Source organism: Gemmatimonadota bacterium (assembly GCA_040388535.1).
Classification (GTDB): domain Bacteria; phylum Gemmatimonadota; class Gemmatimonadetes; order Gemmatimonadales; family GWC2-71-9; genus Palsa-1233.
The window spans coordinates 142,760-155,406 of the sequence record JAZKBR010000009.1 but is presented as its reverse complement, the minus strand read 5'-3'; the positions used below and the strand labels follow the sequence as shown (position 1 = coordinate 155,406).

Sequence of the window (12,647 nt, the reverse complement as noted above, 5' to 3'; positions counted from 1 at the left end):
CGTTATCGCTCCAGCACCAGCAACGTGTCGTCGCCCAGCGCACGGCGCTCGACCGTATGCCAGCGAATTGCATCGCGAATGTCATGCACACCCAGGCCGCTCCAGGCGTCACGCCCGGCTCCAAGCCATACCGGACTCTGGATCTGGTAGACCCGGTCGACCAGCCCCTCGGCGAGCAGAGCGCCAGCGAGTCGGCCGCCCCCTTCAATGAGCAGCGAATCCAGATCGCGGGCGCCCAGCAGGTCGAGCGCGACCGGCAGCGAGTCTTCCACCAGCACTTGAGCACCCCGAGCCGAGATTCCGGCGGTATGAGTCGCGGGGGTAGCGGTGCCCGTCACCAGCCACACAGGAACATCCGGCGCGCCATCGAAGATCCCCTGAGTCGCCGGGACCATGCCGGAGCGATCGAATACGATACGAATCGGCGCCTCGCGGGGCGTCAGCCGACCGCGAACGGTCAGGCGGGCATCGTCTGCGACCAGCGTCCGACCGCCGATGCCGATCCCGGCAAATCCGGCCCGCAGGTGATGCACAAAGTCTCGCGCTTCAGGCCCCGAAATCCACTGCGAGCGCCCCGCCGCGTCGGCAATCTTGCCGTCGAGGGTAACGGCCAGCTTGACCGCGATGAATGGCCGCGCCCGACCAGCGAAACGATGGAGGAAGCGCGCATTGAGCCGGCGGGCGAGGTCACCGAGCAGTCCGACCTCGACGGGGACGCCCGCAGCGCGCAGTCGCGCGACCCCACCGCGAGCCACCGGATTCGGATCGGCCAGCGATACCACGACACGAGCCACGCCGGCGGCGAGAATGGCATCGACGCACGGTGGCTGCTTTCCGTGGTGATTGCACGGCTCCAGTGTGACATAAAGTGTCGCACCGCGGGCCGAGTCACCCGCCGCAGCAAGCGCGATGGTCTCGGCGTGGCGATCGCCGTATTCGGCGTGCCATCCTTCGCCGACAACGACCCCGTCGCGCACGAGGACCGCTCCGACCAATGGGTTGGGATGCACACGCCCCCATCCCCGCTCGGCGAGTGTGAGGGCGCGCGACATCGCGACCGCATCGGTGATCAGTTCAGTCGGCAAAGCTCACGCGCTGTCGTCCCGGTGTGACACCGCCGAGCACCCAGGTGCTGACGCCGGCACGCGTCGCCGCATCGCGAACGGATGCGACCGCCTCAGCCGGCAGTACGGCCACCATCCCGACCCCGAGATTGAATACGTCGCGCATTTCATCGAGGGAAACATTCCCGCCCTCAGCGATGACGGTGAAGAGCGCGGGCCACTGCCACGATCGCGGGTCGAGCACCGCATCACACTGCTCGGGGATCACCCGCACGAGATTGCCGGCGATGCCGCCACCCGTGATGTGCGCGAGTCCGTGGAGCTGGCCGAGCACGGGCCGGATCGCGGCGACATAGCTCTGGTGAACGGCGAGGAGTGCATCGCCCACTGACGTGTTGGTGCCGGGGAGCATGCTGGTGAGCGCGAGACCGAGTCGTTCGAGGAGCACGCGTCGTGCGAGAGTGTACCCGTTGGTGTGGAGTCCGGTCGATGCGTACGCGAGCACGACATCGCCCGGAACAATCCGGTCGCCGTGAAGCGCTTCGTCCTCTTCCACTACGCCGATGATCGTGCCCGCGAGGTCGAACGTCCGCTCGGCATAGAGCCCCGGCATCGCGGCGGTCTCGCCGCCAGCCAGCGCCATGTTGTGGGCCCGGCAGCCGCGCGCGATCCCTTCGACAACCCCGGCGATCATCTCGACCGGCAGCCGATGCCCCGCCACATAGTCCATGAAAGCAATCGGCGTCGCCCCGTGCACCAGGATGTCATTGACCGAATGATTCACGAGGTCTTCGCCCACGGTGTCGTAGCGACCGGCCTGTTGCGCCACCAGTACCTTGGTGCCAACCCCATCGGTGCTCATCACCAGCACCGGCGAGCGCATTCCGCTGGGGACGCGCACCATTCCGCCAAAGGCACCAATGTGACCCACTGACAGCGGCGTGCGAGTGCCTGCGACCAGCTTGCCGATCTGCTGCTTGGCGAGCTCGGCCTGACTCAGGTCAACGCCAGCGGCAGCATACTGCGACTCGGTCACGGCAGCTGCTCCGCGGACGGAATGTGCACCAGATCGGCGAACTGCTGGACGCGCGCATCGACGTCCTTCGGAGTCACGCCCTCGAATCCCTTGATATCAAAGCCGGAGACGGAGTAGGAACCCATCACCGAGCCATAGACCATTGCCCGGCGCATCTGCTCCGTGCTGGTGCTGTTGGTGTGCGCGAGATATCCCATGAAGCCGCCGGCGAAGGCGTCGCCCGCGCCGGTCGGATCGAAGACCTCCTCGAGCGGCAGCGCAGGAATATGGAAAGTCCGGCCCGGCTCCAGCAGCAGAGCACCGAACTCGCCCTGCTTGATGACGACACGCTTGGGACCTCGCTCCAGGATCCATCGCCCCGCGCGGTGCACGTTCCAGTCACCGGAGAGTTCCCGCGCTTCACTGTCATTCACCATCAGCATGTCGACCCGCTTGAGCAGTTGCATCAGCGTGTCGCGCTTGGACTGGATCCAGTAGTTCATCGTGTCGCAGACGACCAGCGCTGGTGCGGTCACCTGGTCGAGCACATTGAGCTGCAATTCCGGATCGATGTTTCCGAGGAATAGATACCGCGCAGCTTCGGCACCGGGCGGGAGCTTCGGGTGGAAATCGGCGAAGACGCCGAGTCGCGTTTCGAGCGTTTCGCGACTCTGGAGATCGTAGGAGTACTTCCCCTTCCAGCGGAACGACTCACCGGTCGCGTGCTCGACACCGCTCCAGTCGATCCCACGGGTCCCGAGACGCTCGAGTTCGTGGACCGGGTAATCGTCGCCGATCACGCCGACGACGCGGACCGGATGCAGCAGCGAGGCCGCAACAGCGAAGTGCACGGCCGACCCACCGAGTGCATCGGCGGTCTGCCCGAAGGGAGTAGCGACCGAATCCAGCGCGACACTGCCGACGACGAGAAGAGTCATGCGTTCAGATCCGGTCCGGGGCAGTGATGCCGAGAAGGGTCAGGCCATTCGCGAGCACCTGAATGGCCGCGCGGGCAAGAAGCAAACGAGCATGCTGGACAGGTTCCGGTTCGCCGAGCACCCGACAGCCGTGATACCAGCCGTGCGCTTCGCGCGCGAGGGCTTCGAGATACGTCGTCACCCGATGGGGCTCGTGATCGCGGGCGGCGCGCCGCACGATGTCGGGGAATTCGGTGAGCGCGCGCAGCAGATCGGCATCGCTCGCCGTGAGCACGGTGAGATCGAGTGCGCCACTGACAGACGCCAACTCGATACCGGCATTACGGAAGATGCCGCACATCCTGGCATGCGCCATCTGGACATAGAACACCGGGTTCTCATCGGTCCGCGACTTGGCCAGCTCGATGTCGAAGGTGAGGTGGGTATCGCCCCGGCGCATCAGGAACCAGTAGCGCGCGGCATCGACGCCAGTTTCCTCGTACAGATCTCGCAAGGTGACGAAGTCGCCCGAGCGCTTCGACATCTTCACCTCTTCGCCACCTCGCACGACTTTCACCAGCTGCACCAGCGACACTTCGAGCCAGTCGGCCGGTACGCCCAGCGCCGTCAACGCTCCCTGCACGCGCGGGATGTAGCCGTGGTGGTCGGCGCCCCAGACATCGATGGCGTGTGTAAAGCCACGTTTCACCTTGTCGAGATGATACGCGATGTCGGGGACGAAGTAGGTGTAGCTGCCATCCTGCTTGCGGAGCACGCGATCCTTCTCGTCGCCGTACGAGGAGGTGCGTAACCAGAGCGCGCCGTCCTGCTCGTACGAAAGATCGGCCTCGGCAAGGCGTACCAGCAACGCGTCGATCTTGCCACTGGCGTAGATGTCCTCTTCCGACGACATCACATCGAAGCGCACGCCGAAGGTGGCAAGCGTGTCATCCTGCTCGGCACGCTGCATCACGAGTGCGGCGGCACGGCAGCGGGCGACGCCTTTCGACGCCGGCAGGTCGGCAAAGGCCTTCCCTTCCGAGGCGAGCAGGGTCGCTGCGGCCTCGACGAGATACTCACCGTGGTAGCCACCCTCCGGCACACTCGCCTCGCGCCCCACTGCCTGCTGTACCCGGGCCCAGAGCGATTCGGCGAGCCGGGTGATCTGCACCCCGGCGTCGTTGATGTAGAACTCGCGGGTCACCTGATGGCCGGTCCACTCCAGCAGCGCGGCGATGCCATCGCCCTGGGCCGCGCCTCGTCCGTGACCGACGTGGAGCGGGCCGGTGGGATTCGCCGATACGAACTCCACGTTCACCCGCTGCCCCGCGCCGGTCGTCGAGCGACCATAGCTGGCGCCCTCCGCGAGGATGCGCGCGTGATCGGCAGTCAGGGTGTCGGCGGTGAGGCGGAAATTGATGAAGCCCGGACCGGCGATCGAACTCTCCTGTACCGTGGTGGCAGGAGCGTTCAGCTCCGCCAGCACGCGTTCAGCCATCGCGCGGGGATTGCTCCGTTCACGCTTGGCCAGTTGCATCGCGAGGTTGGTTGAAAGATCGCCATGGCTTGGGTCACGAGGGCGTTCGAGCGTGAACTCGATATCGCTGCCACCAAGTAGGATCGCGATGCGCGACAGTTCAGCCCGCAGCGCCTCGCTCACGAAGGGTCCTTCGTGCCGGAGGACTTCGGAGTGGCCGCTGGTGTGGTCGAAGCCGCCGGTGTGACCGGAGCTGTGGGTGCGGGGTCTGACTTGGGAGCGGCATCGGTGTCCTTCCGCGCGCCCTTGCCATCCTTGCCATAGTCGGTGATGTAGAAACCCGATCCCTTGAAGATGAGGCCCTGGCCACCAGAAATTCGCCGCGACGCCCTCGCCCCGCATTCGGGACACTTGGCGACCGGCTTGTCAGACATCTTCTGGACCCGATCGAACCGGTGTCCGTTGCTGCATTCGTACTCGTACGTCGGCATACCCCACCTTGGCTAACTGAAAGCTGCGCCGAAGTTTAAGACCGCTCGCCTCACCCAGCAAGAAAAGCGGTCTTCAGCGTGGCACTGCCTCCAATTCGGCCAGTACGCCGTTATCCACACGGTGCCCGCCATCGAAGTGGTGGACCACTGCCGGGCAACCGGCCTCGACCAGTCTGGCGGCGTCAGCGTCGACGGTGGCTGGAGCCACCCAGACGTCCCGGTCACCCACGGTGAAATGGATCGGGGTCGCGTTCACGGCCCGGTGCAGTGCCATAGGCTCCACATCGGGCGGGATGGTACCACCCCAACAGACCAGCCTGGCCACAGGCCGAACGCCACGAACCACCCAGCGCGACCCCGCCGCGACTCCCTGGGAGAAGCCGTGCACTTCCAGCCGCGGGATGGCGCCGACCAGGTCGGCAACCACGCGGTCGAGATAGGCTTGCTGGTCGGTGAGGTCGTGTTCGCGGTCTTCCCGGGTGAGCCAGGACGCGCCCACGCGGCGGTGGCCCTTCTCCTCGACGTAGAACCGGGAGAGCCCCTCGGGCGCGACGAGCACACGCCCGGGACGTTCGGCCGCGCGAAACCAGTGGAGTATCCCCTGAGCGAGCATGCCGTAGCCGTGGAGAATCAGCCACGCCTCGGTGGCCGTCTCGAGTTCACCGGCAATGCCGATGCGGGCGTGGCGATCGACCACGAGGGAACGGTACTGTGGCGGCACCTAGCCCTCGAGCGCCTGGCGAACCGCTACCGCCGTGCCGAGGCCGGCACGAAGCCGGATCAGTTCGAGTCGGACGTTCTCCAGCTGCAGTTCCTTCGCTTCCCGCTCCCGGCGCGCGACTGACGCGGCTTCGCCGAGTTCCTGCACCAGCGCCGTCGCGCGCTCCGAGGCGGCCGCCTGAGGCGGTCCGGCGTCTGCGATTGCCGCGGCGATCTGAGCCTCGCGACCACGACCTGCCACGATCTCGCGTTCGAGCGCCGTGAGCCGCACGTCGACGCCTCGCAGATCACGCCTGAGCTCGTTCGGCAACGCAAGCAGGACGGTGAGCGGGCCGCCCGGCGCGGTCGGCATCGCACGGGTGACCGTGGTCCCCGAATCGGAAACGTTGGGAAGCCGCCAGCCCCCAATCCGGAAGATCAGTCGACCGAACGGCCCCTGCCAGAACTTCGCCTGCAGGAACGCAAAGGGATTCCCCTTGAGCGGATCCGATCCGAGGAGCGTGACACCGAGGCCGAGCGAGATCGCGGCCGAGATCACGATCAAGGCGCCCGCCGCGCCGACGTGGAACTGTCCTGGCTCTCCTCCGGGGATGGGGGTGCGGAGGTAGTGCTTGACGAACCAGAATGCGCCAAAAGGCCAGACGCACGAGAGCAGCCCGATGCGAATCCGCTTACGCCGACGACGCATCTCGTCGCTCGAGGCACGAATGGCATCACGTGCTGCGACGTCGTCGGCCAGGATGGCGCCGGCGCCCGCATGAACATCGCGATATCGGAACCCCTGCCGCAGCAGCAGTCGCACACGGCCGAACAGTTGCGCGATCAGCCCCCAGATCGCGGCAATGATCATCAGGAACGCGATCACCCAGTCATCACTGCCGGCCTTGGCGCCACGTCGCACGAGATACGACGCACAGCCACCGAGAAAGAGCAACGCAAAGAACGATGTCCCGATCCGCTGCAGAAAGACGCGCACGGCAGGCGCCACTTCCGGCGCACTGCGCCGAAGTCCATCGAGCGCATTCGCCAGTTCTTCACCGGTCGCGAATCGATCCGACGGATTCTTCGCGAGGCAGCGCTCGACCGCCGCCACCATCTCGGGCGGCAGGTCGGGGCGCAACGCTGCGAGTGACGGCGGCGGCTGCGTGAGATGCATCGCCAGCAAACCGGTCGGTGTCGGTGCATCGAACGGGAGTTGTCCAGCGAGAATGTAGAACGCCACCACGCCGAGCGAGTAGAGATCACTCCGCCCATCGACCACATCGCCCGACGCCTGTTCCGGGCTGATGAACTCAGGCGTTCCGACAACTTCACCCACGCGTGTCAGTCCCTGCCCCGGCGTCGCGACACCACTTCGCGCGATGCCGAAATCGGTGACGAGGCCACGACCTGTGGCGCGCTCGATCAGGATGTTGTCGGGCTTGATGTCGCGGTGCACGATGCCGCGTCCGTGGGCGTACGAGAGTGCCCAGGCAACCTCCTGGAGCACCCGCACCGCGTCGGGCAATGGCAGAGGCCCGCCGCGACGCACTCGGGCGCCCAGCGTCTCGCCGTCGACGTACCCCATCACGAAGGCGAGCAGGTTGCCGCGCTCAATCACGTCATGAACCGGCACGATGTTCGGGTGCGAGAACGACGCCGCGAGTCGGGTTTCCCGAAGGAAGCGCTCCCGCAAATCGGCATTCGTGGCGAGATCAGGCGGCAGCAGTTTGATGGCCACCGGCCGATGTAGCCGATTGTCGCGGGCGAGGAAGACCGCTCCCATCCCACCGCGACCGAGCTCGCGCTCGAGCGTGTACGCCTCGCCGAGCGCGGCCTGCAGCTCTTCGGTCGAGGCGTTCACCCGGCGTGCCCACCGCGATAGACACCCCAGACCCCGCGCAACGCGTCACTGATTTCGCCGAGTGAGGCCCGGACTCGTACCGCCGCGATAATCGGCGGCATCATCGAATCGGTGGTTCCCGCCGCCCGACGCACTTCGGCGAGGGAGGCCGATACCGCATTCGCATCTCGCGATGCCCGGGTCGCGGCCAGCCGGCTCCGCTGTTCGCGCTCGAGCTCCTTGAAGTCAGGCGCCGGGATCACCGGCGATGTGCTGCCATCGGTAAAGCGATTGACACCGACCACCGTGAGTTCGCCCGACTCCTGCGCCTGCTGCATCGCCCACGCGCTTTCGGCAATGGCCCGCTGGAAGAATTCCTGTTCGACCGCGGCGGCCGCGCCACCGAGCGCGTCGACCTCTTCGATGAGGGCGCGTGCCTCGGCCTCGATCCGATCGGTGAGTGCCTCGACATACCAGCTGCCGGCGAGCGGGTCGACGGCGCGCGTCATGCCACTCTCGAAAGCGAGTAGCTGCTGGGTGCGGAGCGCGAGCGTCGCCGACGCTTCGGTCGGAAGCGCGAGTGCCTCGTCATAGCCGTTGGTATGCAACGACTGCGTGCCACCAAGCACGGCCGCGAGACCCTGCACGGTGACCCGCACCACATTATTGAGCGGCTGCTGGGCCTGCAGGGTCACGCCGCCGGTCTGCGTGTGGAAGCGCAGGCGCGCCGAAGAATCGTCGGCCCCGAATCGCTCGCGCATCAGGCGGGCATAGAGCCGACGGGCCGCCCGGAACTTGGCGACTTCCTCGAAGAGATCGTTGTGCGCCGCGAAGAAGAATGAAAGTCGCGGGCCGAAGGAAGCGAGCGGCACGCCGGCGTCGATTCCGCGCCGGACGTATTCGAGCGCGTTGGCGAGGGTGAAGGCCACCTCCTGTACCGCCGTCGCCCCGGCCTCGCGCATATGGTAGCCCGAGATCGAGATCGGATTGAAGTTCATCTCCTCATCCGACACGAAGCGGAAAATGTCCGTGATCAGGCGCAGCGAAGGAGCCGCGGGAAAGACATACGTCCCGCGCGCGATGTATTCCTTGAGGATGTCATTCTGAATGGTGCCGCTGAGCGCCTTCGCCGCCACGCCCTGCTCCTCGCCGACGACGATGTACATCGCCAGGAGAATTGCGGCCGTCGCGTTGATGGTCATGGAGGTACTGACGCGATCGAGCGGGATCTCGGCGAAGAGCAGGCGCAGGTCGTCGACCGTATCGATGGCCACTCCGACGCGACCAACTTCGCCGGCCGCCATCGGGTGGTCGGAGTCATACCCCATCTGCGTGGGGAGGTCGAATGCCGTCGAGAGCCCCGTCTGCCCCGCCGCGAGCAGTGCACGGAAACGGAGATTCGTCGCGGTCGCTGTGCCGAATCCGGCGTACTGGCGCATCGTCCACGGCCGCCGGGTGTACATCTCGGCATAGGGGCCACGCGTGAATGGGAACTGTCCCGGTTCACCAAGGTCTCGTGCCGGGTCGCCGTCCCAGTCGGCTGGGCGCGGCACCTGCGGCCCGTCCACTCGCAGCGGCTTGGTCACGCGCCACCCTCGACTTCGCGAATCACCTTTGCGACGTATGCGACGTCATCCTTGCCGCCAATCACGAGCGGGGTGCGCTGGTGCAGCGCCGTCGGAACGATGTCGAGGATGCGTGTAGTGCCATCCGTCGCCGCGCCGCCGGCCATCTCCGCCAGGAACGCCATTGGCGCGCACTCATAGAGCAGGCGCAGCTTGCCGTTGGTGTTCTTGGTGTCGCCCGGATAGAGGAAGACCCCGCCGCCGATCAGGTTGCGATGGAAGTCGGCCACCAGCGAGCCGATGTAGCGGGAGTTCTTTCCCTTGAGCCGCGCCGGGTCGTCGCCGTGGAATCCTCGCACGGCACGCTGCATCGCGCGAGACCATCGCCCGAAGTTCGATTCGTTCACGCTGTAGTACTTGCCGGTACCCGGCGTGGTGATGTCCTCGTGCGAGAGGAGAAACTCGCCGATGGTCGGATCGAGTGTGAAGCCGTGGACCCCATGACCCGCCGAATAGACCATCATCACGCTGGAGCCGTACATCACATAGCCGGCCGCCACGATCTCTGAGCCCGGCTGCAGCACGTCGGCGAGCTGCCCCGGGCCCTCGGTGGTGACCCGATGATAGATCGAGAAGATGGTGCCCACCGCGGCATTGACGTCGATGTTGGCGGAGCCATCGAGCGGATCGAAGAGCACCGCGTACTTGCCGGCCGGCACTCCGTCGGGAATCGGGATCAGCTCCTCATCTTCCTCAGACGCCATGGCGCACACGCGCCCGGTGTGGTTGAGCGCGTTCTTCATCGTTTCGTTGGCGAAGATATCGAGCTTCTGCTGCTCCTCATCCTGCACGTTGCTGGTGCCGGCGCTGCCGAGGATGTTCACGAGGCCGGCACGGCGGATCTGGGAGGCGATCACCTTGGCCGCGAGTGCCACGTCATAGAGGAGGTTGGTGAGCTCCCCCGTGGCACCGGGATGGTCGCGCTCCTGACCCAGGATGAAGCGCTCCAGCGTAGTCACCTTGGTCCGTCCGAGGCGGCGTTCCAGCACGGCGTCTCCTTGGCCCACGACGGGCCCTCGCAGCATAGGTGGCCGAGGTCCGGCCCCCGTGAACAGTGAACGTGACACCATCGGTGAGCACCGTGGTGGTTCCTTCCAGATCAGTCCGCCACACCCGGGTTCCGGCATCGGCCAGGCGCGCGAGTGTCTCGGGCGCAGGATGACCGTACCGATTCCTGCCTACACTGATGATCCCTGCCACAGGGCGTGTCATTGCAAGAAAGGGCACTCCGCTGGCCCACCGCGAGCCGTGGTGCCCCACCTTGAGCAAGTCAGCTTCGGGCAACGATCCAGCGAGTGACGACTCCGCCACGAAGCCGGCGTCGCCCATCAGCAACGCAGTAAAGTTGCCGTACGACACAGAGAGCACGACCGAATCTTCATTGAGGTCGTCACCCTGTCGTGGCCACTCGAGGGGAGGATGCAGGACGGCGAACCGCACCCCATCAACCGTCCACTCAGTCCCGCGCCGCGCCGGGTGCCAACGCACGCCTCGCTGCGCCACCGCGGTGAGCCAGTCATCGTAGGCGCTATCACTGAACGCCTCGCCCGGCTCCACCACGACGCCAATATCAAGCTCGTTGACCAGGGCGGCAGCACCGCCCACGTGGTCACGATGCGCGTGCGACAGGATCAACGCCTCGAGCCGCCCGACCTGCTCCTGCGCCAGCAACGGCAGCAGCACCTTGTGACCGGCGTCGCGACCCCCAGGATCGATCGGCCCGGCGTCCACCGCGAACCAGTGTCCCCCTGGTGTCCTGATCAGGGCCGCGTCGCCTTGGCCAACATCGGCGAAAAGTAACGCCAGCCCACCGCTCCCGAGATCCGGCGCACGGGGACCACGTGGGGCGAGCAGGAGCCAGAGCACGACCGCGACCACCCAGCCGAGTCGTCGAGCTGCTTCGCGCGGCGCAGTCTGCCCGTACACCACCCATCCTGCCGCTGCGAGTGCGACGAGCCACGGCAACGCGGCGGCGAACCCCGAGTCACCTGCAGTGGCCGCCCCTGGAGCCATCGCCCCGACCCGTGCCACGCCAACCAGGAGTCGCAGCAGGAGCGCTGCCGAAGTCGCGAAGGCCGAGGCGGCAACCGGCAGGGGATGCCACAACAGCAGCGAGACGAGCAGCACCGGTACCAGCAGCGCCGTGAGCGGGACCGCCACGAGGTTCAACAGGATTCCGATCGGGGCGACCTGCCCGAAGGCGAAGGCCGTCAGTGGCGCCGTGGTGAGGGTGGCCCCCACCGAACCGCTGAGGGTGCGCACCCACACCGACGCACTGATGGCGCGATCACTCCAGCGGGTCGCCGCACTCACACCCGCGAGTGCGAGCACCGACAACCACGCTCCCACATCGCTGATCGCCCAGGCATCGCACCAGAGCACCAGCAATGCGCTGGCCCCGAGCAGGGCCACTCCGCGCACATGACGCTGCCGCCAGCGACACCAGGCAACCAGCGCCATCAGTGCCGCTGCGCGAACCGCGGAGGGTGGCCAGCCGATGAAGGCCGTGTATCCGGTTGCGGCCGCCACCGCGAGCGCTTCGCCGCGATGACGAGACACACGCAGCAGTCGCAACACCAGCAATACCCAGCCCGCGATCACGGCGATGTGAGAACCCGAAATGGCCAGAAGATGCACCAGGCCAGCGGCAGCGAAGGCCCGGCTGAGCGTGGGATCGATCGCGCCACGTCGGCCGGTGATGAGCGCGTCCACCAGCGGGGACTGCGCTCCATAGAGTCGGACGCTCGCTGTCGTCAGAACTGTGCGCAGTGAATCGATGCGCCCGGGGTCGCCCGTAACCCGCAACACCCGGGTCACCACGAGCAGGCCGTCGGGTCGTCCGAGGCGCGGCGGCCGCGGAATCCACCGCGCGACCACGCCAACATCGTGCCCCGCCCCGACGTTCGCATTCACCGGCCAGCGCGCGACCACGTCGCCGCGGCACCCCCGGGTCGGCAACGACACGCGGCCGGTCGCACTGCCGGGCTCCTCGGTGCGGAGCACGAGCTGTTGCTCTCCCGGCCGGAGCGAGGCGACGCAACGCTCGGTAATGGTTGTGCGGCTCCAGCAACCCACCGCGATCCCGCTCGCACAGGCGATCGCAGTTACAGCCCAAGTTGATCGACGGAGGACCCACCCCGCCGCGAGCAGGAGCGGCAACAGGATGACTGGGTCCAGGAAACGCGAAAGGCCGGTCACGAGACCGGCCCCATATGCCACCAGCAGAATCATGGCGCCCGGTGGCGCCCGCATCAATCTGCGGGTGGGCGGTCGTTGCGTGGCACGCGCGCCACCTGCCGAAGTGCTTCGAAGACCTGCACCTCGATCGCGGTCCGATGCTGCGGCGCATCGAGCGCGGCCTCGGTGACCGCCTTGCCGGCATTGCTGACCACGTACTTCGGCGGCAACCGGTTCAGGGCATACACCACCACATCATCGCGATGACGCGGCGACTCCTCGAAGTCCTTGACGGACGTCTTGAGCCGTTCGTACGCGTCTTTCACGTGCTGCTCCATC

General features: G+C 66.5%; 11 protein-coding genes. All 11 read right to left on the bottom strand.

Features of this window, described 5'->3' with window-relative positions; genetic code table 11:
• Nucleotides 1–2 precede the first annotated feature (2 nt).
• The 11 genes from ribD to V4558_16585 all read right to left on the bottom strand — a co-directional run bounded on the left by ribD (nucleotide 3) and on the right by V4558_16585 (nucleotide 12,646).
• Nucleotides 3–1,085: a bifunctional diaminohydroxyphosphoribosylaminopyrimidine deaminase/5-amino-6-(5-phosphoribosylamino)uracil reductase RibD gene (ribD, locus tag V4558_16635; protein MES2307130.1), complete on the bottom strand. Its 1,083-nt coding sequence runs from the start codon at nucleotides 1,083–1,085 to the stop codon at nucleotides 3–5.
• Nucleotides 1,075–2,100 carry a phosphoribosylformylglycinamidine cyclo-ligase gene (purM, locus tag V4558_16630; GenBank protein ID MES2307129.1) on the bottom strand — a complete coding sequence of 342 codons (1,026 nt, stop codon included), beginning with the start codon at nucleotides 2,098–2,100 and terminating at the stop codon, nucleotides 1,075–1,077. The genes ribD and purM overlap by 11 nt, the downstream gene beginning before the upstream one ends.
• Nucleotides 2,097–3,017, bottom strand: coding sequence for a PfkB family carbohydrate kinase (locus V4558_16625; protein MES2307128.1), 921 nt, complete (start codon nucleotides 3,015–3,017; stop codon nucleotides 2,097–2,099). Before V4558_16625 ends, purM begins: the two co-directional genes overlap by 4 nt.
• A gap of 4 nt (nucleotides 3,018–3,021) precedes the next feature.
• Nucleotides 3,022–4,656 carry an arginine--tRNA ligase gene (gene argS / locus V4558_16620; GenBank protein ID MES2307127.1) on the bottom strand — a complete coding sequence of 545 codons (1,635 nt, stop codon included), beginning with the start codon at nucleotides 4,654–4,656 and terminating at the stop codon, nucleotides 3,022–3,024.
• The gene (locus tag V4558_16615; GenBank protein MES2307126.1) at nucleotides 4,653–4,964 is read right to left on the bottom strand and encodes an FmdB family zinc ribbon protein; all 312 of its coding nucleotides are present in this window, start codon (nucleotides 4,962–4,964) and stop codon (nucleotides 4,653–4,655) included. The genes argS and V4558_16615 overlap by 4 nt, the downstream gene beginning before the upstream one ends.
• A 73-nt stretch (nucleotides 4,965–5,037) precedes the next feature.
• The gene (locus V4558_16610; GenBank protein MES2307125.1) at nucleotides 5,038–5,685 is read right to left on the bottom strand and encodes a hypothetical protein; all 648 of its coding nucleotides are present in this window, start codon (nucleotides 5,683–5,685) and stop codon (nucleotides 5,038–5,040) included.
• The gene (locus tag V4558_16605) at nucleotides 5,686–7,527 is read right to left on the bottom strand and encodes a serine/threonine-protein kinase (GenBank protein ID MES2307124.1); all 1,842 of its coding nucleotides are present in this window, start codon (nucleotides 7,525–7,527) and stop codon (nucleotides 5,686–5,688) included.
• Nucleotides 7,524–9,059, bottom strand: coding sequence for a methylmalonyl-CoA mutase family protein (locus V4558_16600; GenBank protein ID MES2307123.1), 1,536 nt, complete (start codon nucleotides 9,057–9,059; stop codon nucleotides 7,524–7,526). The genes V4558_16605 and V4558_16600 overlap by 4 nt, the downstream gene beginning before the upstream one ends.
• A 29-nt stretch (nucleotides 9,060–9,088) precedes the next feature.
• Nucleotides 9,089–10,120 carry a class 1 fructose-bisphosphatase gene (fbp, locus tag V4558_16595; protein ID MES2307122.1) on the bottom strand — a complete coding sequence of 344 codons (1,032 nt, stop codon included), beginning with the start codon at nucleotides 10,118–10,120 and terminating at the stop codon, nucleotides 9,089–9,091.
• Nucleotides 10,008–12,383 (bottom strand): DNA internalization-related competence protein ComEC/Rec2, encoded by a 2,376-nt coding sequence (locus V4558_16590; GenBank protein MES2307121.1) that lies wholly within the window; start codon nucleotides 12,381–12,383, stop codon nucleotides 10,008–10,010. The genes fbp and V4558_16590 overlap by 113 nt, the downstream gene beginning before the upstream one ends.
• Nucleotides 12,383–12,646 (bottom strand): late competence development ComFB family protein, encoded by a 264-nt coding sequence (locus V4558_16585; protein ID MES2307120.1) that lies wholly within the window; start codon nucleotides 12,644–12,646, stop codon nucleotides 12,383–12,385. Before V4558_16585 ends, V4558_16590 begins: the two co-directional genes overlap by 1 nt.
• Between the last annotated feature and the right edge of the window lies 1 nt (nucleotide 12,647).

Excerpts from the sequence above, each read along its gene's own strand:
- V4558_16625 (MES2307128.1), bottom strand. The coding sequence starts at position 3,017 with ATGACTCTTCTCGTCGTCGGCAGTGTCGCGCTGGATTCGGTCGCTACT.
- V4558_16615 (MES2307126.1), bottom strand. The coding sequence starts at position 4,964 with ATGCCGACGTACGAGTACGAATGCAGCAACGGACACCGGTTCGATCGG.
- V4558_16590 (MES2307121.1), bottom strand. The coding sequence starts at position 12,383 with ATGCGGGCGCCACCGGGCGCCATGATTCTGCTGGTGGCATATGGGGCC.
- V4558_16585 (MES2307120.1), bottom strand. The coding sequence starts at position 12,646 with ATGGAGCAGCACGTGAAAGACGCGTACGAACGGCTCAAGACGTCCGTC.